The sequence below is a fragment of the Corynebacterium sp. HMSC11D10 genome (assembly GCF_001806995.1).
GTDB classification, from domain to species: Bacteria; Actinomycetota; Actinomycetes; order Mycobacteriales; family Mycobacteriaceae; genus Corynebacterium; species Corynebacterium coyleae.
Map to the genome: position 1 here is coordinate 1 of NZ_KV787048.1, position 22,785 is coordinate 22,785.

A 22,785-nucleotide genomic window follows, 5' to 3' on the forward strand; every position below is an offset into this window, starting at 1 on the left:
AGCAAGCGTTACACCACACTAAGGGACGCAACCCTTCTCGACGAGGTTGACGCAAGCGGAAAGCGAATTAAGGAACGTAAAAAGCAATCTCGCCGCAAACAAGAACTACGTGAGCAGCAGTCACTTCCAAGTAACGATGATGGAAGTGCAGCAGATGATCACCGGGCTGATAAGGAACATCGAGGATCTGCCCAACGGCCTGGAGGGGGTAAAAGGGTACCTAATCGAGATAAGCGAGCAGATGTCGCGTCTGACAAGGATGCAACAGCTGGTACTCAAAGCAGCCGAAAGCCCCATCCATCTCGACAAGGATTCCAGCCAAGCAGTAGCCCAGAGCCTGAACGCTCAGATGACTTCGAGCCTGACTTCTAGCCTGGAACCGCTGGTAGAAGTAGCTGTATCTGAGGCAATGTCGAAAGAGTCCGAAAGCCTGCACAAGGCAGCAGAAGCATCTAAGAAGGCTCGCAGCGCCCTGCTCCAGGAGAAGGAGTCCAACGAAAAGCTGCTGGAGAAGATACGTGCAGAGCGCAAAAAGTACAACGACGACATGGAAAAGTCGAACACGAACTTTATTAAGGCCTGCATGTCTGCCTCGTGGATTGCAGCCAGTGTTCTCTTCGTTGCTATCGCACTCGTTGCTGTCGGAGCCTTGGGGAACGGGCTGCTAAGTATGCTCGGCATACCCGACGGCGTGTCTGCCTTGTGGGGTCACGTCCAGGAGGCCAACGGCATCGGCCCAACACTGGGCTGGTTGGCGTTAACACTTATCGTCATAGGGGTTCTTATAGCGCTTATGACCTGGATGTTGTCCCAGGCTGCGCCGGGTATTGCTCACTTAGTCGAGGAATACCGTCGCAATCACCCGAGGAAAGAAACGAACCACTAACTAGAACACGTGCACCGTAAAAAGTAAAAATCCCCACAACACAGCGTAGCGGTTAACCGCTACGCTTCTTTTATGCTCTTCCTATGCCCCAACTTTGCAACAGCACCAATAAACTGGCGCCCCGGTTATAAGTTGGGGCGCCAAGTCGATGTGCTCGAGTCGGGGGATGTTAGTGGCCGGTGCCAAGCCGGCCAGACAGGCGGTTCAGCCGGTCCTGACTGGGACCGTCGAGCCCGATAATGGACACGGTTTTGCCTCTGTCCTGGAACTTCTGCGTAATCGCGTCAAAGGTCGCGACCGTGGAGGCATCCCAGATCTCCGCCTCAGTGAGATCAATAGTGATATGACGGGCAGAATCGGTGTAATCAAAGCGATAAACCAGGTCATTGCTTGATGCCCAAAACAACTGGCCATGCACCCGGTAGGTACGAGTATCAATCTCGCCATCGCCGTCGCCGTCGATCTCGGAGACCTTTTCAATGGAAGCGATATGTGCCATCCGACGGGCGAACATGATCATCGCGGTGACCACACCCAACACCACACCAATGGCCAGGTTGCTGGTGGCTAGGGTGGCAATAATCGTCACGGCCATAACAATGGTCTCAGAGACCGGCATGAGTTTAAGGGTGCGTGGATGCACCGAGTGCCAGTCGATGGTGCCGACCGAGACCATGATCATGATTGCCACCAGCGCAGCCATCGGGATCATGCCAACGATGTCGCCCAGTGCCAGGACCAGGACCAGCAGGAACACACCGGCTAACAGGGTGGATAGGCGGGTACGTGCCCCGGATTCGCGGACGTTGATCATGGTCTGGCCGATCATCGCGCAGCCACCCATGCCGCCGAAGAAACCGGAGGCAATATTAGCCACCCCCTGTCCCCAGGATTCACGAGTTTTATCGGAGTGGGTGTCGGTGATGTCATCGACGAGCTTGGCGGTCATCAACGATTCCATGAGACCGACCACGGCCATGGCCAGGGCATAAGGCGCGATGATCTGCAGGGTCTCCAACGTCCACGGCACGTTCGGAATAAACAGGGACGGTAAGGTCTCCGGCATCTTGCCCATGTCCGAGACCGTCGGGACAGTCAAACCGGCGGCAATGACCAAACCGGTGAGCACGATAATCGTGACCAGCGGGGCGGGGATCACACTGGTGAGCTTGGGGAAGAGAATCATGATCACCACACCCAAGCCGACGAGTGGGTAGACTATCCAAGGCACATCAATGAGGTGTTCGAGTTGGGCGGTGAAAATCATAATGCCCAGTGCATTGACGAAACCCAGCATCACCGATCGGGGGATAAAACGCTGAAGTTTCGCCACACCGAGGGCGCCGAGCACGATTTGTAGGACACCGCCCAACAGGACGGTGGCGATGAAATAATCCATCCCGTAACCACGCGCCACAGGAGCAATGACTAGGGCAATAGCCCCGGTGGCGCCGGTGATCATTGCCGGGCGGCCACCGGTAAAGGCGATCGCAATGGCCATGACTACCGAGGAAAACAGACCCATGGCTGGGTCAACACCGGCAAGGATGGAAAAGGCAATGGCCTCAGGGATCAGCGCCAGGGATACCGCCAGTCCGGCCAGAATCTCTATACGGATACGGGCGGGGGAAGAAAATGCGTAACGGAAGGATGCGATGATCCCGGTAGGGGCATCAGCGCCGTCTGGACTCAGGAGGGGGCGGGGGGCCGCCGTGCTAGTTTCAGTCATAGATGTCCAATCTTTGAGGGGATAGGTAACTGGGCGAACGCCCGAAAGGAATCCAACCCTCTAGTAACTTTAGGTTTGGTGATGGTGGTCATGGTAGCGGGAGTTTTACTCAACCGCCAACCCAGGCACAGGAACCCGTGGGCAACATCACCGTGAAGGAGAACAGGCAATGCAAAACAGTAATTTCAAGATCGGCGAGGTCGTTGACCAGACGGGGTTGTCGATTCCCACCTTGCGTTATTATGACAACGTCGGCCTGATTACCCCATCGGGGCGTAGCCCTGGTGGGTTCAGGCTTTATAGTGAGGCTGATGTACGTCGTGTTTTGCTGGTGCGACGGATGAAACCGCTGGGGTTTACTCTGGATCAGATGCGGGAATTCCTGGAAGCTGCGGAGATTCTTCATAGTTCAGATGGCGGGCAGGACAGTGATACCGCACAGCAGGCACGGAGTAATGCCAAGGCCACCCTTGCCGACATTCGTGAGGAGACGCGCACCCGCTACGAAAAGCTACGCAAGCAAATTGCCTACGCTGAGGAATTCCTCGATCTGGTCAACACCCTGGCACCCTAAACTGCCCCCATCCTTCGCAGGGAGAAAAAGACCATCGTATTGAATGCGCTCTGTCGAATCGCGTTCCAGATGAAGTGGACGAACGCCCGCGGCCTCTCCGGAGTGGATGGCGATAGTACAGAGGACTTCTGAAATCCGTGCAGACGACTCCTCAAAACGACACAGTCATCCAAGGTCACAAAATCGAAAATTGTCACTTAACCCCATCACTTCCAAACCGGCTTAAGTGACAAAATGCCATCGCTAAAGTCCCGATTTGAGTCCCAGGACGTGCGCCTTAAGAGAAATAACTAAAGCCCCTACCAGTGTTTCTCCTGGTAGGGGCTTGGAAGTTGGTAGCGGGGGCAGGATTCGAACCTACGACCTCTGGGTTATGAGCCCAGCGAGCTACCGAGCTGCTCCACCCCGCGTCGGGCGCAATATGTGATTTTCGCCTGTCGCCGTAACCAGCAACGTGGACTTACTATACATACACCGACAGAGAGCACCAAACCGCCTGTTCACGACGGTTTGGTGCGATCCAATTATCGGGGCTTCCCTACTACTGCCGCTACCGCTACTACTGCCGTTACTGCTGGGCAGCGAGCTGGCCGAGGATGCCGTAGATGTGCTTCGAGGCGCCCAGGGTCAGGCCGCCGTCGACAGCAATCTCTGCGCCGTTGATGTAGGACGCGTCGTCGGACGCGAGGAACAGCACCGTCTTCGCAACCTCCTCGGCGCGGCCCGGACGGTTCGCTGCTGCGAGCGGAAGCGGTGCACCCTCTACAAGGGAATCTGCCGTCATCGGGGTTGCAATCGCGCCCGGGTGGACGGAGTTGATGCGGATGTTCTCGTCGGCAACGTCGGCGGCGACCGTCTTGGTCATGCCGCGCACTGCCCACTTGGATGCCACGTAGCCGGTCGCACTGACTTGGCCTTCCAGGCCCGCGGTGGACGACATGTTGATGATCGCGCCGCCGCCCTGCTTACGGATCTCCGGGATGGCGTACTTCATGCCCAAGAACACGCCGTCCACGTTGACGGCCATGATCTTCTGGAACTGCTCCAGGGTGGTGTCCTCCACTCCCGTCATCTGAAGGATGCCGGCGTTGTTCACCAAGATGTCCAGGCGGCCGAACGCCTCGTTCGTCGCCGCGATGGCGTCCTTCCAGTCCTGTTCGTCGGCAACGTTGAGCTTCACAAAAATTGCGTTGTCGCCGAGCTCGTTTGCCAGTTCCCCGCCGATCTCTTCGTTGAGGTCAGCGATGACAACCTTTGCGCCTTCTTCGACGAAGAGTTTGCAGTCTGCTGCGCCCATTCCCGATGCACCACCGGTCACAAGCGCTACTTTTCCGTCAAAACGTCCCATGGTCTATCCAGCCTTTCTCTCAAAGAGTTGGTTGTAAACACCATGCTAGATACAAAAATGGTGCATCGCGCGCCCACTTCGCGCGATGCACCCGGTCCTGGGGGGACGAGATAACTATAACCCGTTACTGCGCCTTCTGGTACTCAGCCACTGCACGGTCGAGTTGGTCGATGGCGCGACCGTACTCCTCGAAGGAACCGTTGCGGGCACTCTCCAGGTTACGAAGAGCATCATTGATCCCGTTCAGGGCCTCGTCACGGTTTACCTTCGGCGCGTTATCACCCTCCGGTGTGGCTTCCTTGTTTTCCTCAGCGGGGGTAGTTTCAGCCTCACCCTGTGGTGCGTTTTCGTCCACCACTTCGACTTCCTGGGCTGCGTCAGAGTGGATACCCACCTGCTTCAGCGCCTGGGACACGGTCGGGGCGTAGCCCACCTGGCCGCGGTAGAACACGAGCACGCGCAGCAGCTTCGGGAAGGCGGATGCCTGGTCCTTGCGCTGCGAGTAGATCGGCTCGACGTAGAGGATCTCGCCGCCGCCTACCGGCAGGGTGAGCAGGTTGCCGTTCTTCAGATCGTTCGTCCCCTCCCACAGGGTGCGGTCACGCGCCACCTGGTCGGAGGACATCAGGGCGTCCTGAGCCTGCTTCGGACCCTGGGTTTGGGTGTTCGTCGGCAGGACGCGCACGGTGATGTTGCCGTAGGTCTCCGGATCAGAAGACACCGCCATGTGTGCGGACAGGAACTCGCGGTTCAGGCCACGGAACGGGGTGATCAGCTGGAAGGACGGCTTATTGGTCTCCGGGTCAGCGGCCACCACGTAGTACGGCGGCTGGTTCAGCTGGTCGCGGCCTTCCGGTGCGGTCGGGTCGTTCGGCACAGACCAGAAGGCGTCGTTGTTGAAGAACACGCCCGGGTCATCCACGTGGTAGCGCGCCAGCAGGTCACGCTGGACCTTGAACAGATCCTCCGGGTAACGCAGGTGGTCACGCAAGGAGTCGGAGATCTCCGAGTTCGGGCGCACGGTGCCCGGGAAGGACTTCATCCACGCGTTGAGTACCGGGTCGGACTCGTCGAACGCGTAGAGGTCCACGGTGCCGTCGTAGGCATCAACGGTGGCCTTGACGGAGTTGCGGATGTAGCCGACGTTGTCGGTGATCAGACGCTGGGTGGTGCCGTCCGGATTCAGCGCGTCCTGCGTGGTGTCCTGCAGGGAAGTACGCGTGGAGTACGGCAGCTGGGACAGGGTGGTGTAGCCGTCCACGATCCACTTCACGCGGCCGTCGATAACAGCCGGGTAGGTCTTGGAGTCGGTGGTCAGCCACGGTGCGACCTTTTCCACACGCTTGCGCGGGTCACGGTCGTAGAGCACCTTCGAGTTGCCACCAACGCGGTCGGACAGCAGGAAGCTCAGTTCCTGGTACTTCACGGCGTAGGCCACGCGGTTGATCGGGTTGCCGATGTCCACGCCGCCCTTGCCGGTGTAGGTGTAGGTGGAGTTGTCGGTGTCGTACTCCACCGGGCCCTGGCCGTTATCGCCCACAATGGCGTAGTCCAGACCATCCTGCGCAGAGGCGATCACCGGGCCGAAGTAGATGCGCGGCTCTTCTACCTTGATGCCCAGCTCTTCAGCCTCGCCGGCCTCCTTGGCGGCGGCGTTGGCCTGCAGGTCGGACACGGTAAAGATTGGCAGGCCACCGCGGGTGGAGCCGGCGTCCTGCGCGGCCTCGTCGACAGTATTGGCCTGCGCTGCGACAAAGCCGTTGCCGTGGGTGTACACGGTGTGGCGGTTAATCCAGTCGCGCTGGTTTTCACTCAGCGCGTTCGGGTCCATCTCACGCGCGGCGACAACGTAGTCGCGCATCTGGCCGTCGACCTCGTAGCGGTCCATGGCCAGCTGGTCTGGGAAGCCGTAGAAGTTACGCAGCTGCTGGTTCTGGGTAAACGTCGGGGAAATGATGTCCGGGTCCAGCAGGCGCAGGTTGGAGATCGTCGCCGCATCCTTAGCCACATCGGTGTTTGAGGTGTTGCCGCCCCAGTTCTCCATGTAGGTGACCTTGTCATCGGTCAGCCCGTATGCCTCGCGTGTGGCTTCGATGTTGCGGCCGATGTACTCGTATTCCTTGGCCTGACGGTTCGGCTTGACCGAGAACTGCTCCAAAAGCGCCGGCCACACGTTGCCCACCACGATGGAGGACACCAGCATGAGCACCGTTGCCAGCACTGGGACGCGGAAGTCCTTGAACACGATGGAAGCGAAAAACGCCGCTGCGACAACCACAGCGATGACGGTGAGGATGATCTTCGCGGGCAGCATCGCGTTGACCGCGGTGTAGGACGCACCGGTGAAGATGTCATTCTGGCTGGATAGCAGGTAGTAGCGGTCCAGCCAGTAGGTCACGGCCTTGGTCAGCATCCACAGGCCTGCGGTGACGGCGAGCTGGATGCGTGCCGGCTTGGACACCATGCCCTTGACACCGGTGACGTTGTTGCCAATGCGGATGCCACCGAGCAGGTAGTGGCCTACCGCGCCGATGACAAACGCGACGGCAAGCAGCATGGACAGCGTGCCCACAATCGCAGAGATTGCCGGCAGGCTAAACGCGTAGAAGCCTAGGTCCTTGCCAAACTGCGGGTCGGTGGTGCCAAAGTCCCCACCGTTGAACCACATCATAAACACACGCCACATGCGCTGGCCAGCAAGACCAGACATGATGCCCACGATCGCAGGCACCCAAGTCAGCAGCCCCTTCACACCGTCTTGGACGGCGGCGCGGTACTGCGCCTGCTGTGCGGTTTCGCCGAAAATGTCGGCACTGTCTTGTTGCCTGCCGCGCCACGCAAAGTGCGCTGCTGCCCATGCAACCGCTGCGCCAAGCAGCGCGAAGATGACAAACAGCACCACGCGGAAGATGATCACTCGGTTGAATACGCCGCGGAAGTCAACCTCGCCAAACCAGAGAAAATCGGTGTACAGACCGATAATCACTGGTAGGAGGAAGAACAGTGCGGCGAGTACACCGAGTGTGACCATGAGGCCTTTATTCGGTTTCTGCGACCGTGGTTGTGGCCGGGTGAGGCGGGTAGCCAAGCCTGCTCCTTAGGAATAGTGTTGTCCAACGTCTATGTGCATTAAAGCTTAGAAAGTTTAACGGCCAACAATCCGGAAAGGTTCCCGTGCGCGAGCAGCAAGCCCTGAATAAGGCCATGATGGAGGCCGTCGATTTCGTCCACGCCGAAGGTTGGGACGCCCCGCCTACCCTCTTCGGTCTGGTGCCGACGCAATTGCTTGTCGACGAGCTGGGTACCCTCGACGACTCCTCCCCCCTCACCCTGGTTGTGCAGGAATTGCCGGAGAACATCCTCCCCGGCTCCGAGGAACTCGGCGAGTACGTCACCCGCCTGGCCTGGCCGCGTGAGGTGGAAGGCGTGATTCTGGCGCAGGAGATCCTCTTCCGCGACGCCTCTGCCCCGGCGGATGCCGAGGCGCGCCCGGCGCGGTTGTTCTCCGGCGTGCTGCGTACCGAAGACATCGAGCAGACCCTGCTGCAGATGCGCCTGACGGATGAAGAGTTGGAGGAGCGCGGCCCCTTCGCCCAGGACGACATTGAGCTGCGTGGCGGCCCGGATGTCGCCCCGGGTGTGATCGCTGCGCTGCGCTACGGCCTTGAGCAAGACCCGGACGACCTGGTTTAAGCTAGACACCCGAAACCCAATCCAAGGAGCTTCTGACCGTGTCTGTGTCCCGCCGCGCAATCGCCTCCGCTGTCCTTGTCGGCTCGCTATCTCTTGCCGCCTGTGGTGGTGGCGAGGATGACGAGGCCAACGCGACCAGCAGCCCCATCTCGACGTCGTACATCAGCGAGGACCCAACCACCTCCTCGGATTCGGAGACGACCACACCTGAAACGACCACGTCCGAGACAACTACCACCGCTGGGTCCGAATCTGACACGGCGTCGGAGTCGGAGTCTGCTTCCGAGACGGTGTCGTCGACAAGCACGAGCTCCTCGAAGCGGGAGAAAGCGGACTCGTCTGCGGAGGCAACCTTGGAGAAGGTACGCGAACGCTTCGCCTCCCTTGCGCCTGAGGAGTTCTTCGACCAGTTCGAAGGCTGTGGCGCCGGCGGGATCAGCGGATCTTATGACTGTCAGGGCGACGAGATTGGCCAGTTCCAATTCTTCGACTCCGAATCGAAGGCGGCCTCCTCGACCCAACTGCTCACGGAGCTGCGCTCCTCGCGCGTGGTGGAAGACTCCGGCGACCGCGTAGTCGGCTGGTCCACGCTGGGCACCTCCGCGATCATCACCGTGGTGGATAACCGCGAGGGCCTGGTCATGCAGCAACTAATCTCCTCCGACCAGGAGGACCCGCGCCAGCGGATCTACGACCTCGGCCTGGCGAAGAAGCCCTAACCCTTAGCCGTCGCAGGTTGGCACGTCGCGGCCTGCGGCGAACGCCTCCATCGCATCCACTGCCTCCTGGAGGGTGGACACGGCGGCGACGGTCATATCACCAGCGTCGGCCTGCTTCACCGCATCACAGTTACCCTTCGGCGCGAGGAACAACTCGGCGCCCTCATCGCGCGAGCCACGGATTTTGTGGGTGATGCCGCCGATGGGGCCGACCTCGCCGTCGTCGTTAATCGTGCCGGTACCGGCAACGAACTTGCCCCCGTTGAGCTCGCCTGGCGTCAACTTGTCAATCACCGCCAGCGAAAACATCATGCCCGCACTCGGACCACCGATGTCGTTGAGGTTGTAGTGCACCTTCAGGCCATCGGCGGGCTCAGAATCCATAAGAATGCCAAGCATCGGCTTGCCCTTCTCGTGCGGATTCTCCTTCAGCTCGACGGTCTTCGTCTCTTCTTTGCCGTCGCGGCTGATGGTCACATCCACCGTCTCGCCGGGCTTCTTGGCAAAGACCACGTCCTGGACCGCGCTCGGCTTGGCTACCGGAGTGGAGTCGATGGCAAGGATCTTGTCGCCCTGCTGCAAGATCCCGTCCGCGGCAGCGCCTTTGACCACGTCATGAATGTTCACCGTTGTGGGTTTGCCCAGATAGTGCATCGCCGCAACCGTCGCCGATGCCTCCGACGCGACAAACATCTGCTGGTTAAACTCGCGCGTTTCTTCCTCGCTGCGATCCGCCGGCATCACCTGCTCGATCGGCACCAGCGTGTCCTTGGTCACCGCCCAGCGGGCCAACGCCTGGCCCAACGTCATATTCGTGCGCACCGACACGGTGGTCATATTCAGCTGCCCGCCGGTGTCCAGGGTCTCCGCGCCCTCGATGTCCACCACGGGCGTGCCCTGGATCTCGCTGAGCGTGTCAAACGTCGGGCCCGCCCCTTCCGCCGCGTACGGCACCGTGAGCTTGATGTCCGTGCCGGGAATGTGGTCCATCGTCATCCCCACCGCAAGCAACGCGATAGGCACTGCACCCCACACCAGCGTGGAAAAACGCTTGTTCGCTGTCTTGGTCGCGGGCGTGTGTTCTGCCGCGTCCGCTGGTGTATGCGCGTTCGTCATGGTGGCACATGTTAGCGCAGCAACCAGCAGCTCCAACCCGCGCCGTTGTGCAGCTGTATTGTGGCGCCTATGAGTAACGGATTCGGATTCTCCTTTCCCAACGACGGCAACGACGACAACGAGGGCAGGGACAACGAAGGCAACAACAACGACAACGGGCGTGGCGAGCCGACCAACCCGTTTGCAGCCTTCGGTTTCGGCGGAAACTTTGGGTCCGGCGGGTTCGGTGGATTCGGTGGCCCCGGCGGCCCTGGTGGCGCCGGTGGCGCTGGTGGCGCCGGTGGCGCTGGTGGCGCTGGTGCTGGCGGGCTTGGCGACATCCTGAATCAGTTCGGCCAAATGCTCTCCGGCATGGGCTCCTCCATGAACGCCCAGGAGGACGGCGACGCCGTCAACTTCGACCTGGCCGCCCGCATGGCGCGTCAGCGCATCGCCGGGGTGAACCCGGTCAGCGAGGCAGACTCTCGCGCCGCCGAGGAGTCCTTCCGCCTAGCGGAGCTCTGGCTCGACGGTGCCACCGCACTGCCCGCCAGCCAGGCACAGGCCAAGGCCTGGAACGCCCAAGACTGGCTGGAGCAGACCATGCCGATGTGGAAGCGCCTGGTCAACCCGGTCGCTGCCAACATGGCGCGCGCCCAGCTAGACACCATGCCCGAAGAGGCCCGCGAGATGATGGGCCCGATGGTCAGCATGGTTAACCAGATGAACTCCATGCAGTTCGGCATGAAGTTGGGCCACGCATTGGGCGATCTTGCCCAGCAGGCGCTGACCGGCACTGACTTCGGCCTGCCTGTCGCACCCGCCGGCATCGGTGCGGTCCTGCCGCGCAACATCGCGGAGATTTCCAAGGGGCTGGACCTGCCAGGCCAGGAAGTGATGGTCTACATCGCCGCACGCGAGGCCGCGCGCCAGCGCCTGTTCCGCAACGTGCCGTGGCTTGTCGAGCGCCTCGTCTCCTCCGTGGAGGAATACGCCGCCGGCCTGCAGATTGACACCTCCCACATCGAAGAGGCCGTCCGCGACCTGAACCTGGATGGTGTCGATCCCACACAGATCCAGGAGGCCATGCAGCGCCTTCAAGACGAGGACCTCTCCCCGCGCGTGGGCACCCGCAACGCTGCCTCCACGTCCCGCTTGGAAACCCTGATCGCGCTTGTTGAAGGCTGGGTTGACGTCGTCGTCGACGAAGCCCTCAGCGAACGCATCCCCACCACCCCGCAACTCGCCGAGGCGTGGGCACGCCGCCGCGCCACCGGCGGGTCTGCTGAGCAGGCCTTTGCCAACATCGTCGGTATCGAACTCGCAGCACCGCGCACCCGCGAGGCCGCCGAATTGTGGCGTCGCGCAGGCACCGCTGTGGGCGTGGATCGTCGCGACGCCGTCTGGGAGCACCCCGACCTCCTGCCGTCCAGCGAGCAGCTGGACAACCCGGCGTCCTTCATCGACACGCTTCTCGACGACGCCCCCGACACCGACCTCGACGACGAATTTGCCAAGTTGGAAGAGGAACTGCGCAACAACCCGGAGTTGAAGCGCGAAGACGGCGACGGCAAAGACGACGGCAGCCAGGACGGCACGGAGCTGTAGGCGCTGCCTGGCCGCGCGTCGGGGCTGGGCGTCGGTGGTTCGGCTGGGCGTCGGCGGCGGGGCTGGGCCGCGCGGCGGGGCTGACTGACGGATTGCGGCAGAATCTGTCAGCGACGAAGCATCTGTCCAGGTCAGAAAACGACCCTGACAGATTTTGTGAAATTTGTCAGTCAGCTGACGCGGTAGGCCTAGCCGTAGCGCTGGTAGGCCTCCAAAAACCCGCGGGCGCGCTCCGCCTTGGGCACCCGATCCGCCCAGGCGTAGAACTCTGCCGAATGGTTCGGGATGAAGGTGTGCGTTAACTCGTGCACCAGCACCGCGTCCAGCACGTACGCCGGCACGTCGCGAAGCCGATCACTGATGCGGATATCACCTGTCGATACGGTGCAGGAGCCCCAGCGCGTGTTTTGGTTAGACACCCACCGCACCGAACCAATCGTTGCCCGCCCCTGCAGAATTTCCTTGTTCAGGGTTTCGGCGCGGGTGCGTAGGGAGTCGTCGTCAAGCAAACGCGTCGACGTTTTCTTCTCCAACTTGGCCAGCATCTGCTCCACCATCTCGCGCTCCTGCGCTTTGGTGAAGTGCGCCGGAATGCGGATCTCCGCCACCCCGCCAACCACCCTGGCCTGCACCGTCTTCGCACGACGGGCGGAGCGGATCACGCGATATTGCATCCCAGACATAGCGCAACATTGTAGGATGCGACGCGGGGGTGGAACACACGTGGCAATCCAAGAACACACACGCATTCAACTTGCGCGCGGCGTCCGCGTTTTCGTACGCGCGCCAGAAACAATCCAGTTCGGGGCGGACGCGACACGCACCGGGCTCATCACCGTGCCCAGCGCCGACGAGGTGGTCATAGTCCTTGATTCGCTGACACATCCGCGGATGCTCAAAACCATTGTCGCAGCCCTTGCGGTGCATCTCGGTGAGGCGCGTGCGCGCAGTCTTATCGACGACCTCATCACCTACCGGCTCCTCATCCCCACCACCACCCCACAAGTGCTGGTGGTGGGGCGCGACGCGCTGGCCTCCCAGATCACGCTGCTGCTGTCGCGCCGTGGTGTGGTGACGCGCAGCCCGATGAAGGACGAGTCGGTGAGCAAGTTCCTCCTGGACCACGAGCCGCACCTGCCGGTGCTTGCCGTGAACTGTGCTGCCGAGGTGGATCAGATCGCCGCCGCGACCCGTGGCCGGCGTGGCCCTGTGGTGCCGGTGACGCAGTTCGACGCGCGCGTGGTCGTCGGCCCTGTGTGCGCTCCGTCTGGGCCGTGCCCGGTGTGCGCCCGGCTGTACCTTTTGGACCGGGACCCGAACATCGCCCAGGTGGAGGAGCACCTCCCGCCGGCGATCGCGGCCGAGCCGGTGTCCTTGGCGGCCGGTGCGGTGGCGGCAGCGACGGTGGCGGGCAGGCTCGCCGGTGCGCTCGACCCGCCCGGGGTGTCGGCACCGACGCCTGTAGCCGGTGACGTGGTGGTCGCGGACCCGTTCGCGCCTGTGCCTGTGGTGTCGCAGCGGGTGCCGTCGCACCCGGACTGCCCGATGTGCTTCTAGCGCTGGCTGGGCTGACGCGGCTGGGGTGACGCGGCCGGGCTGGCGCGGCTGGGGCTGCCTTAGTGGCGGTGCTCCTCAAGCGTTGCAAGCACGCCCGCGCCGTACTCCTCCACCTTCACCGGCCCAATGCCGGAGATGCCAAGCAGTTCCGTCTCGTTTGCGGGCATGGCTTCGGCGATTGCCATGAGTGTCACGTCCGAGAACACCATGTAAGCCGGGCGTCCCGCTGCGCGTGAGACGTCGAGGCGCCAGCGTTTCAGGGCGGCGAGCACGTTCTCGTCGTAACTCGGCTCGCACTCCTCGTGGCGTCCGAGCGCCTTGTCTGCTGGGCTGAACAGCGGGTTGCCGCATACGCGGCAGCGGCGGTTGCGCTTGAGGCGTTCCGGGGAGCGCTCCACATCAAGTTCCGGTGCGATGCCGTCCAAGAAGCGCGACCGCGACCGGTTCTTTCGCCCACCTTCCTGGCGCGACAGCGACCACGACAAGTGCAGGTGTTCGCGCGCACGCGTCACCCCGACGTAGAACAGGCGGCGTTCTTCTTCGATCTGGTCGTCGCCGGCCTTGATCGCGTGCGAGATCGGCAAGGTGTTCTCCACCAGGCCAACGAGAAATACCGCGTCCCACTCCAGGCCCTTCGCGGCGTGCAGGCTGGCCAGGGTCACCCCGTCCACAGCGGGTGGCTGCTTGGCTTCCGCGCGCTGGCGCAACGAGCGCAGCACCTGGGGCAGGTCTTCGGCTTCTCGGGTGCGGACGATCTCCTCGATGAGATCCACAAGCGCGCTGAGTGACTGCCAGCGCTCACGAGCCTGGGCGCCCTCGGGTTCGGTCTGGGTCAGGCCGATGGGTGCGAACGCGGCGCGAGCAACCGCCACCGGATCATCCGGCAGGTCGGTACGCCTTGCGGCACGGACCAGGGCTGCGATGGCTTCGCGGATCTCGGCGCGGTGGAAGAACCCTTCCCCGCCACGGACTTGGTAGGCAATGCCGGCATCGGCCAGCGCCGCTTCAAACGCGGCCGACTGGGAGTTAATGCGGTACAGGATGGCGATTTCGCGGGCGGGGACGCCGTCGTCAAGCAAACGCCTGATCGCGCGGGCCACGGCGCGGGCCTCAGACGGCTCGTCGTCGTAACCGTTGAACTGTGGCGCCGGACCGCGCCCGCGCATGCCCTCCAGTTCCAGGCGAGTACCCGCGACGCGCCCCTTGGCCTTTCCAATGACGGTGTTGGCCAGCTCGGTGACCTCCACCGTGGAGCGGTAGTCACGCTGCAATTTCACCACTGTGGCGTGCTCGTAGGTGCGCGAGAAGTTCAGCAGGTAATCCGGGGTAGCGCCGGTAAACGAGTAAATGGTCTGGTTGGCATCGCCCACCACGGTCAAATCGTCGCGATCACCCAGCCAGCCTTCCAGCACGCGCTGCTGCAGCGGGGTGACGTCTTGGTACTCGTCTACCACAAAAGTCTGGTACTGGGCGCGGAACTCCTCCGCCACCGCAGGTGCGTTCTCAAGCGCGCCGGCGACGTGCAGCAGCAGGTCGTCGAAATCGAGCAGCATGCCATCCGGACTCGTCTTCGCCTCCTCGTAGAGGCGGTAGACCTGGGCCACACGCTGCGGATCCGTCGGCGGGGTGCGCGGGGTATCGGCGATGCGTGCGGCGTAATCCTCCGGGCCGATCACGCTGGCTTTGGCCCACTCGATCTCGCTAAGCAGGTCGCGCACCATTTCCTTGCCCGTATCCAGCCCACCGGCGCGCGCGGCGCGGGCGACCAACGGGAACTTGTTATCCAAGAGCCGCCACGGCAGGTCACCGGCGATCTGCGGCCAGAAGTACTGCAACTGCCGCATGGCCGCGGAGTGGAACGTGCGCGCCTGCACTCCCCCGATACCCATGGTGCGCAGACGGTCGCGCATCTCCCCTGCCGCGCGCTGGGTAAACGTCACGGCGAGCACCTTGTTCGGGGCGACCGTGCCGCGATCGATCAGGTTGGCAATGCGATACGTAATCGTCCTCGTCTTACCCGTGCCAGCACCCGCCAGGATGCACACGGGTCCGCGGGGTGCTTCGGCGGCGACACGTTGGTCGCTATCAAGCACGCTCAGATCAATCGTCATCACGCACTGCCTTCTCCGCCTGGCGGCGGATATCCGGGGTGTTCATGCGCACGTACAGGAGGCGATCGCCCGGCTCGACCGTTTCTGCTTCGGGGGAATCGATGCGGTAGAGCTCACCGGAGCGCACCACGCCAAGCACGATGTCTGCCAAGTGGCGCGGGTTCGCACCAACCTCGTCGTCCGCGATCTGACGCTCTGCCACCGCGAAGCCTTCGTCCGGGCTGAGCAGATCCTCCATCATCTCCACCACGGGCGGGGTCACCGTTGCGATGCCAAGCAGACGTCCGGCCGTTTCGGAGGAGACCACCACCGAGTCCGCGCCCGACTGCATAAGCAGGTGTTGGTTCTCACCCTCTCGCACGCTGACCACGATCATGGCACTCGGCGCCAACTCACGCACCGACAGCGTGATCAGCACAGCCGTATCGTCCGAAGACGGTGCCACGATCACCGAACGCGCACGGCTCACCGCCGCAATGCGCAGCACATCCGACTTGGTGCCATTGCCGTGCACCGTGACCAAACCGTGCTTCTCCGCGACGGCAAGCGCAGCTGGGTCCGGGTCGATGACAACAATCGACGACGGCGACGCACCGCCTGCCACCAATGCGTCGACCGCCGAGCGGCCCTTCGTGCCGTAGCCGATAACGATGGTGTGGTTGCGCACGGTATTCCTCCACTGTTGGATCTGCAGCGTCTTACGGGAATCCTCCGTCAGCACCGACAAAGTCGTACCGACGAGGAGCATCAGGAAGGCCACACGGGCCGGAGTGACGAAGAAAATGTTGATGACTCGGGCCGACTGCGTCACCGGAGTGATATCGCCATAGCCCGTGGTAGACAGGGTCACCGCCGAGTAATACAACGCGTCAATGAACGTCAACGGCTCGGAGTATCCATTGCGGTCGATGAACGCGACGATCGCGACGGCAACGATAAGCAGCAGGGCGTAGCCGAACCGGCGCGCGATCAACGACCACGGCGTCGCCCGCTCTAGGGTCGGGATACTGACCACGTCGAGCAGGTGGTGCACCGGGATCTCTGTTTGATCCGCGGCGTTCGCGCTCAGCGTAAAAACCCTGCGCAGTTTCATTCCGTCTCGTCCTTACCGTTGCCTTCAGCAGATCTGCTGAGTAGCTCTTCGAGTTCTGCCGCATCGGGCAGACTACGCGGAGCATACGTCTCGCCGGTGCGCACGTAGAAAAATACAGCGCGCACGGGTCGACCGTCACCACAGATACGCTCCCAAGCCGCCTTGTAGACCGCAAGCTGCAACTGTGCGGCCTCCATGGCATCACGCTTCGGTTTCTCACCAGTCTTCCAGTCCACGACGGTCCAGCCGTCAGCGTCCTCGAACACGGCATCCATACGTCCACGGACCACGCCCTCGCCCACTGCGAGTTCGAAGGGGTGCTCCACAAACGTCGGTGTACGCGACGCCCACTCACTGCCCTCGAAGTTGCGCTTCAGCCGCTCGAGCACCGCGCGATCCACGTCGGCCTCGTCGTTGCCCGGCAGTTCGTCTTCAGTCAGCAGCGGGCGTGCACCGTAGAACTCCTCCAACCACTCGTGGAAGGCGGTACCGCGCTTGGCGTAGGTGTTCGGCTTAAACGGCACTGGGCGGCGTGCCCGGCGCGCGAACTGCACCGGGTCGGCCTTCAGCGCCACCACATCGGACGCGGTCAGTTCGCCCGGCATGACCACCGGGACGTCGCCGGCTTGGGCCTGCTCGTGTTCTTCGATGAGCGCAGAGACATCACGTTCCCACAGGGTGAACAGTTCCCCGTCCACGAACTTGGGCAGGTTCTCGCGCGCGGTGTTGACCGCCTGTGCTGCTGCTTCGTCCTCTGCCAACGGGGCGTAGTGAGGCCACCTTCCGGTGCGCTCGCCGTCGTCGATAGGAGTGTCGGCGCTGGCGTCGGCATCTGCTTCAGCATCTGTGCCGTCGTCCCACACCACCACGCACTCCGGTGCGACAACGTCGCGCATGCTGGCAAAGTGTTCGTATGGCTTCGCCTCCCTCGCCACATCCGGCCTGCGACGCGAGCCTGTGACGATGAGTTTTCCGCCAGAGCGCGTCACCGCAACATAGAACAGTCGCGCTGCCTCCTCCGCCAGGTCCGCGGTGACGTGTTTCTTCCACGCCTCGCCCGCTTTCTGGTAGTCGGTGCGTGTGTCCACCTCACCGAACTCCGGGTAGATCTCCGGATCGCCGTAGGTTTCCGTGGGCAAGTGTTGGACGAGGGTGAGGAAGGTTTCCGTCTTCGGCTTGTACGTCTCCGAATCGGCGTGCAGCACCGCGACGTTATCCCACTCCAGGCCCTTCGCCTTGTGGGCGGTCATGATCTGCACCCGGTCTTCCTTTACCGTCACCGCACCCGGGGTCAGGCTGTCTTCGTGTTCGCGGGCGAGTTCGAAGTAGTCCAGCAGTCCGTCCAGGCCTGCGCCGGGGTATTTGGCTACCTCTTCCAGCAGCCGATCCAGATGCACGGCACCTGTCGCGCTGCGGCGAGAGAGCACCTCGGTGCGGATGCCGAAGACGTGGATGATGTCCGCAAACAGGTCGCTCAGTCGCTTGCCCAGACTGTGGGTGCGCAGCCAGCGCAACTTCGCGGCCGTATCGCGCATGCGCTGCAGGCCTTCTTCGCTGTAGCGTTCCGGCTCGCCGAGATCCGCCAGCGCATCCGTGAGTCCTTCTGGCCGGTCGGTGCGCGCCTTGATGTCGTCGGCTTGGGCGATCGCGTCCTCGAGCTGGCTGACCAAGTGGGCGTAGGGGTCGCTGATACGCTGCGTGTTTTCGCGGTGTTCCTCGGCACCACGCAGGTTGTTCGCGCGCGATGCCAGCGCACGCAAGTCCGCAAGGCCCAACCCAACAGCTGGCCCGCCGAGGACGCGCAGTGCTGCTGCGGTGTCGTCGGGACGCACAAGCATTGTGGCCACGGCAACCGTATCGGCGACCTCCGGCACGTCCAGCAACCCGCCCAGGCCAACGATTTCGTAGGGCACACCGCGGGCCTCGAGTGCTGCGGCGATGAGTTGCGAGTGCTTATTCTTGCGCACAAGCGTGGCCGCCGAAAACGGCTCCTCGGCCTCCTGGGCCTGGGCGTATGTCTTCGCCAGCTCATCGGCGACGAACTCGATCTCTTCGGCCTGCGTGCCAAAGAACCCGAGCGTGACATCGCCAGCATCCGCCCCCGGGCGCGGCGCCAACGGTGCCACGGCACGCTTTGCCTCGTCGGTGCCCAGGATCGCATCGGACACCCCGTTGGCCAGATCCAGCACCTCAGGTGGGTTGCGCCACGAGGTGGTCAACTGCAACTTCGGCGCTGGTGAGCCGCCTTCAAGCGGGAAGTCCTCTACGAACGCCTGCAGGTTCGCCGCGGTCGCGCCACGCCAGCCGTAAATCGCCTGCATCGGATCGCCCACCGCCGTGACCGTCAGGCCCGGATCTTGCGCTCCGCCGAAAAGGCTGCGCAGCAACACGCGCTGGGCGTGCGAGGTGTCTTGGTACTCGTCCAGCATGACCACGCGGAAGCGATTGCGTTGCGACGCCCCCACCACCGCATGATCACGCGCCAACGCAGACGCGAGAGACATCTGTTCGTTGAACGTGATCACACCACGTTTACGCAGCTCCTCGTTCACTGCCTGTGCGAGCGGCAAGTAGTTCACGCGCTCCTTCTGGATATCGCGCCACCCCTGCAGAATCTTCGAAAACTCGATCTTGCTCGCCGAGGGGTACGACTCCGTCTCTGCAAGGAAGTCGTGGGCATGCTCTGTGACCCACTCCGGGGTGGCAAGTTCGTTGCCCATCGCGGTGATGAGTTTGAGCACGTTTTGCACCACGCTGCCCAGCGCACGGTTCTTCCCGTCCGGCAGCAACGAACCGGCGTAGTTGCGCACCACCTCGGTGGTAATGGCGTGCAACTCCGCATCCGTAATCAACCGCGCGTCCGGTTCCGCCGGCACGAGCAGGCCGTATTCACGGATCAAGGTGCCTGCATACGAGTCATAGGTGGACACCTGCGGTGCGATGACCTCTAGACGCTTGGCTAATTCCCCAGACGGGTCGAGGCGCGCAACCAGGTCGCGGTTCTGCGCAAGCGTGGCCAGGCGGTCGCGGATGCGCTTTTTCATCTCCTGGGCGGCCTTGCGGGTAAACGTCAGACCCAGAATCTCTTCGGGGCGTGCAAAGCCATTAGCGACGAGCCACACCACACGCGCGGCCATCGTCTCCGTCTTGCCGGCGCCGGCACCTGCGACAACCAGCAGTGGGCCAGGCTGGGCACCGATAACCTCCGCCTGCTGGTCCGTCGGCGGGAACTTCTGCCCGAGGTAGCGCGACAGCAGCTTCGGGGACATGGTTTCTTGGTTAAACATTGTGAATCATCTCCCCTTCCGGCTGCACCGGGCACAAGGCGCGCACACTGCAGCGATCGCAATGCTTCCCCGTTGTGGCAAGCAGCGTAGGTCCTGTCATTTCGGCGGGCAATGTATCGATAGCCTCGGCGAACTCTGCTAGCTCCTCTGGTGTCTTGGCAGCCTGCTCAAGCACCGTGATGGCCTTGGTGTCCTTCTTCGGGAACACCAGCATCGCACCACCCACGGTGATGTCCGACTCCCCGCGTGCGGTAACGACCCGCTCGCCGTCGAACGTGCCGTGAGCCAGCGCGAGTTGGTAGGTAAGCAACTGGGCGTGCTCACCGATCTCTTTCTTCGTGGGCGCCGTCGCACCGGTCTTTAGATCCACCACGTAGAGCGCACCATCGCCGTCGCGCTCGAGGCGGTCCACACGACCCCGGACGCGCACGTTGTCGCTGACTTGCACGTCAACGGATGTTTCCACCGCGACCTGTTCAAACGCGCCACGGCTCGTTTCTAGCCAGGTGCGGGTGCGCTCCAGCAAGCGCTCAAACTCCTCGATGTCGCGCTGCGCCTTCCACGCAGGTGCGTCACTGACCTCCTTGCGTGCGGCGATCACGGCGTTAAACGCGTCGTCCGGATCCACACCACGGCCGAGCGCTTCCAGGTAGGCGTGGCCCATCACGCCGTAGACCATGTCCATCGACTCGTCCAGGCCCACCATGCGCTGCAATACCTCACTCATCGGGCACTTCAGCAGGCCTTCTACTCGCGACGGCGACAGCGTCGGGCTGGCGCTCAGCGGCTCGTTGGTAGACACCATCGTGGTAGTCCACCACTGCCGAGGGTCCGCACCAAGCACACCCGCGTCCGCCAGGCGCGCCAACTGTCGGGCAGCCTGGGAGCGCGTCGCCTCATCCGCCGAAGGATCCGTGAGCACCCGGCGGAACTCCGCCACCAGATCGTCGTGGGCGAGCACGCGCACGAGCGTCTCGGTGTCGTCGCCAAGATCCGCCTGCGATGCCGAACTCAGCCGCAAGCGTGCCGGGGTGAGGCCGTGGTCTTCACAGAATTCCTCGACGAATCGGGAGGGTTCGCCTTCTTTCTCCGCGTCTTCGTCGTCAACCGCAATCACCAGCAGGTATTCGGTGGCGCGGGTGGTGGCGACGGTAAACAGGCGGCGTTCCTCAATCAGACGCTCCACGGTGTGGGAGACCGGCACGTCCGGATCCACGTCATGATCCACCAGGTCGATCAAGTCTTCTTGGCGGAACAGCGAGCCGGTCTCCCCCAGGTTTGGCCACGTATCGTCCTGCACGCCCGCCACGATGACACGGCGAAACTCTCGCCCGACAGCGCCGTGCGCGGTGAGCAGCGACACTGCATCGGGGGTTGCGGTGCGCCGGTCGCGCACACCGGTGGGCAGTTCCTGTTCCAGGATGAAGTCCACGAACGACTCCACCCCGGCAGCGGGACGGCGCTCCGTATAGTCGCCCGCAGCATCGAACAGTGCCATGACGGAATCCAGGTCGCGGTCCGCTTGCGAGCCCGTCGCACCACCGCGCAGCGCCGAGGCCAACAAGCGATTCGACAGGCCCGTGGCCTGCCACAGCGCCCAAAGGATCTCTTCTACGCTGCCGTCTTCCGCGTAGGCCTGACGTCCCGCGTCAAGCACGCCACGCACGTGCTGGAGGATGTCGAGCTCACGGTCGGTCAACCACGTATCAAAGTCAGGCAACCCGGCGGGATCCGTCAGCAACTCGCGCAGCGACTCTTCGGCACGACGCTCAGGCGCCCAGCGGCGAAGCCCACGAATGAGGCGACGCAGCGTTACCGGATCCGCACCACCCACAGGCCCAAGCAGCAGGTCGCGCCACTCGCTCGGCGTGAGCTCCTCGTACAGTGCCCGGATGCCCAGCAACAGCGATGCCACCAGTCGCTGCTCCGAAAGCACCAGGTCCGTCGGGTTGAGCGACACCGGAACCCCAGAGCGCAACAGCGCGCGGCGCACCGGGTCAATGCCTGTGGTCGAGCGGACAATCACCGCCATATCCCGGTAGTCCACGTCGTGTTCGAAGTGGGCACGGCGCAGCGCATCCGCCACCGCCGCCAGTTGCGTTGCAGAATCGGGCGCAATTGCCACGCTGCGACGCGGATCGCGCTTGGACTCCCCCAGGTCAATCGTGGTGTGCTCCAGCCCGCCAAGGGTGCGGAAGAACTCAGGCGACGCACCACGGAAGTGGAACACCGACTGCTCCTCGTCCCCGCCGACCACACCCAAGTCCGCCTGATCCAGCAGGCGCTTGACCAGCGCGCCGGCAGCGGGTGCGAGGTGCTGGGCATCGTCCACAATCACCGTGTGCCACCTGCGCGGCAGCGGCAGTCGCACCGCCTGATCCACCAGCTCCGAGGCGGACAGCCTGCGCGCTCCCGAAAGCGCCATCACCTGCTGGTACTCGCGCAAGAATTCGCCAGACGCGCTCCAGATGCCCACACCATGTCGGCTGCCCAGCTCCTCCAGTTCGACAGGGCCAAGACCACGTTCCACTGCACGCAGCAGGAAGTCACGCAGCTGACGGGCAAAGCCGACCAGTGGAAGCGCCGGGCGCAGATCCTCCGGCCACGAGCCACGACCATCCTCATCTTGGCCTTGGAGCAACTGGCGGATCACTGCGTCCTGCTCCGCGCCGGAGATCAGGCGGATTTCTTCGTCCACATGCGAGCGCAAAATGGCAAAGGCCAGCGAGTGCACGGAGCGCACCATGGGCTCATCGGTAACAAACCCCGACTGCGCCAGCGTGTCCGACAACTGCGAGCGCAGCCGTCCGGCGGTTTCCTTCGAGTCCGTCAGCACCAAAATGCCACCCGGGTCCCCCGCGCCTGCGTGACGACGCACCGCGGCCGCCGCCGTATCCACAAGAAAACTACTCACGCCTGAGCCGGGCCGGCCGGTGACCTTCCACAACCCGGCCTCAGGCAGCGGGTTGTCCCAGGTCCGCGGGGTGATGTTGCGCTCGCGCGGCACGAGGCACGCCTTCGGCTCTAACGCTGCCGGAGGCACTGGTGAAGGGTGTGGAAACAACATAAAGGAGATTGTGCCAGT

At 62.9% G+C, this 22,785-nt stretch carries 15 protein-coding genes and 1 tRNA gene; 6 read left to right on the top strand and 10 right to left on the bottom strand.

Features of this window, described 5'->3' with window-relative positions:
* The first annotated feature begins 136 nt into the window (after positions 1 to 136).
* Positions 137 to 886, top strand: coding sequence for a hypothetical protein (locus HMPREF3120_RS12365; RefSeq protein WP_246815416.1), 750 nt, complete (start codon positions 137 to 139; stop codon positions 884 to 886).
* 169 nt (positions 887 to 1,055) lie between these two features.
* Here the strand turns inward: HMPREF3120_RS12365 and HMPREF3120_RS04810 are convergent, their stop codons facing one another.
* Entirely contained in the window at positions 1,056 to 2,615 is a 1,560-nt protein-coding gene (locus tag HMPREF3120_RS04810) for a SulP family inorganic anion transporter (protein ID WP_070451102.1), read from the bottom strand.
* A gap of 169 nt (positions 2,616 to 2,784) precedes the next feature.
* Between HMPREF3120_RS04810 and HMPREF3120_RS04815 the strand changes: the two genes are divergently transcribed.
* A complete protein-coding gene (locus tag HMPREF3120_RS04815) occupies positions 2,785 to 3,189 on the top strand; it encodes a MerR family transcriptional regulator (RefSeq protein WP_005293770.1) in 405 nt (134 codons plus the stop codon).
* A 333-nt stretch (positions 3,190 to 3,522) separates the two neighbouring features.
* Here HMPREF3120_RS04815 and HMPREF3120_RS04820 read toward each other — a convergent pair.
* From HMPREF3120_RS04820 to HMPREF3120_RS04830, 3 genes are all read right to left on the bottom strand, one after another.
* Positions 3,523 to 3,599, bottom strand: a tRNA-Met gene (locus HMPREF3120_RS04820).
* A 158-nt stretch (positions 3,600 to 3,757) separates the two neighbouring features.
* Positions 3,758 to 4,537, bottom strand: coding sequence for a glucose 1-dehydrogenase (locus HMPREF3120_RS04825; protein WP_070422409.1), 780 nt, complete (start codon positions 4,535 to 4,537; stop codon positions 3,758 to 3,760).
* A gap of 124 nt (positions 4,538 to 4,661) precedes the next feature.
* Complete coding sequence (locus tag HMPREF3120_RS04830) at positions 4,662 to 7,568, bottom strand: UPF0182 family protein (RefSeq protein ID WP_246815421.1); 2,907 nt, start codon at positions 7,566 to 7,568, stop codon at positions 4,662 to 4,664.
* A 173-nt stretch (positions 7,569 to 7,741) separates the two neighbouring features.
* Here HMPREF3120_RS04830 and HMPREF3120_RS04835 point away from each other — a divergent pair, with 173 nt between their 5' ends.
* Entirely contained in the window at positions 7,742 to 8,230 is a 489-nt protein-coding gene (locus HMPREF3120_RS04835) for a PPA1309 family protein (protein WP_070451114.1), read from the top strand.
* Positions 8,231 to 8,268: 38 nt separating this feature from the next.
* Positions 8,269 to 8,949 (top strand): hypothetical protein, encoded by a 681-nt coding sequence (locus HMPREF3120_RS04840; protein WP_246815417.1) that lies wholly within the window; start codon positions 8,269 to 8,271, stop codon positions 8,947 to 8,949.
* Positions 8,950 to 8,952: 3 nt separating this feature from the next.
* Here HMPREF3120_RS04840 and HMPREF3120_RS04845 read toward each other — a convergent pair whose 3' ends face one another.
* Complete coding sequence (locus tag HMPREF3120_RS04845; RefSeq protein WP_070451105.1) at positions 8,953 to 10,065, bottom strand: YlbL family protein; 1,113 nt, start codon at positions 10,063 to 10,065, stop codon at positions 8,953 to 8,955.
* 69 nt (positions 10,066 to 10,134) lie between these two features.
* Here HMPREF3120_RS04845 and HMPREF3120_RS04850 point away from each other — a divergent pair, with 69 nt between their 5' ends.
* Positions 10,135 to 11,652 (top strand): zinc-dependent metalloprotease, encoded by a 1,518-nt coding sequence (locus tag HMPREF3120_RS04850; protein WP_070451106.1) that lies wholly within the window; start codon positions 10,135 to 10,137, stop codon positions 11,650 to 11,652.
* Between the two features lie 188 nt (positions 11,653 to 11,840).
* Here the strand turns inward: HMPREF3120_RS04850 and HMPREF3120_RS04855 are convergent, their stop codons facing one another.
* On the bottom strand, positions 11,841 to 12,335 hold the full coding sequence (locus tag HMPREF3120_RS04855) for a M48 metallopeptidase family protein (RefSeq protein WP_070451115.1): 495 nt from the start codon (positions 12,333 to 12,335) through the stop codon (positions 11,841 to 11,843).
* A gap of 40 nt (positions 12,336 to 12,375) precedes the next feature.
* On the opposite strand from HMPREF3120_RS04855, the gene HMPREF3120_RS04860 reads away from it, so the two are divergent.
* Positions 12,376 to 13,209, top strand: coding sequence for a hypothetical protein (locus HMPREF3120_RS04860; RefSeq protein WP_083284779.1), 834 nt, complete (start codon positions 12,376 to 12,378; stop codon positions 13,207 to 13,209).
* Positions 13,210 to 13,268: 59 nt separating this feature from the next.
* Here the strand turns inward: HMPREF3120_RS04860 and HMPREF3120_RS04865 are convergent, their stop codons facing one another.
* Genes HMPREF3120_RS04865 through HMPREF3120_RS04880 form a run of 4 tightly spaced genes read right to left on the bottom strand, consistent with a single transcriptional unit; the run spans position 13,269 to position 22,767 of the window.
* Positions 13,269 to 15,320, bottom strand: a complete 2,052-nt coding sequence (locus HMPREF3120_RS04865; RefSeq protein ID WP_070451108.1) for an ATP-dependent DNA helicase UvrD2 — start codon at positions 15,318 to 15,320, stop codon at positions 13,269 to 13,271.
* Positions 15,310 to 16,413, bottom strand: a complete 1,104-nt coding sequence (locus HMPREF3120_RS04870; RefSeq protein WP_070451109.1) for a potassium channel family protein — start codon at positions 16,411 to 16,413, stop codon at positions 15,310 to 15,312. The genes HMPREF3120_RS04865 and HMPREF3120_RS04870 overlap by 11 nt, the downstream gene beginning before the upstream one ends.
* Complete coding sequence (locus HMPREF3120_RS04875) at positions 16,410 to 19,700, bottom strand: ATP-dependent helicase (protein ID WP_246815418.1); 3,291 nt, start codon at positions 19,698 to 19,700, stop codon at positions 16,410 to 16,412. Before HMPREF3120_RS04875 ends, HMPREF3120_RS04870 begins: the two co-directional genes overlap by 4 nt.
* Positions 19,693 to 22,767, bottom strand: a complete 3,075-nt coding sequence (locus HMPREF3120_RS04880) for an ATP-dependent DNA helicase (protein ID WP_070451110.1) — start codon at positions 22,765 to 22,767, stop codon at positions 19,693 to 19,695. Before HMPREF3120_RS04880 ends, HMPREF3120_RS04875 begins: the two co-directional genes overlap by 8 nt.
* Positions 22,768 to 22,785 lie beyond the last annotated feature (18 nt).

What these genes read in the sequence shown, in the direction of transcription:
- HMPREF3120_RS12365 (WP_246815416.1), top strand. Translation starts at nt 137, where the DNA reads ATGATGGAAGTGCAGCAGATGATCACCGGGCTGATAAGGAACATCGAG.
- HMPREF3120_RS04810 (WP_070451102.1), bottom strand. Translation starts at nt 2,615, where the DNA reads ATGACTGAAACTAGCACGGCGGCCCCCCGCCCCCTCCTGAGTCCAGAC.
- HMPREF3120_RS04815 (WP_005293770.1), top strand. Translation starts at nt 2,785, where the DNA reads ATGCAAAACAGTAATTTCAAGATCGGCGAGGTCGTTGACCAGACGGGG.
- HMPREF3120_RS04825 (WP_070422409.1), bottom strand. Translation starts at nt 4,537, where the DNA reads ATGGGACGTTTTGACGGAAAAGTAGCGCTTGTGACCGGTGGTGCATCG.
- HMPREF3120_RS04830 (WP_246815421.1), bottom strand. Translation starts at nt 7,568, where the DNA reads ATGGTCACACTCGGTGTACTCGCCGCACTGTTCTTCCTCCTACCAGTG.
- HMPREF3120_RS04835 (WP_070451114.1), top strand. Translation starts at nt 7,742, where the DNA reads ATGATGGAGGCCGTCGATTTCGTCCACGCCGAAGGTTGGGACGCCCCG.
- HMPREF3120_RS04845 (WP_070451105.1), bottom strand. Translation starts at nt 10,065, where the DNA reads ATGACGAACGCGCATACACCAGCGGACGCGGCAGAACACACGCCCGCG.
- HMPREF3120_RS04850 (WP_070451106.1), top strand. Translation starts at nt 10,135, where the DNA reads ATGAGTAACGGATTCGGATTCTCCTTTCCCAACGACGGCAACGACGAC.
- HMPREF3120_RS04855 (WP_070451115.1), bottom strand. Translation starts at nt 12,335, where the DNA reads ATGTCTGGGATGCAATATCGCGTGATCCGCTCCGCCCGTCGTGCGAAG.
- HMPREF3120_RS04865 (WP_070451108.1), bottom strand. Translation starts at nt 15,320, where the DNA reads ATGACGATTGATCTGAGCGTGCTTGATAGCGACCAACGTGTCGCCGCC.
- HMPREF3120_RS04870 (WP_070451109.1), bottom strand. Translation starts at nt 16,413, where the DNA reads ATGAAACTGCGCAGGGTTTTTACGCTGAGCGCGAACGCCGCGGATCAA.
- HMPREF3120_RS04875 (WP_246815418.1), bottom strand. Translation starts at nt 19,700, where the DNA reads ATGTTTAACCAAGAAACCATGTCCCCGAAGCTGCTGTCGCGCTACCTC.
- HMPREF3120_RS04880 (WP_070451110.1), bottom strand. Translation starts at nt 22,767, where the DNA reads ATGTTGTTTCCACACCCTTCACCAGTGCCTCCGGCAGCGTTAGAGCCG.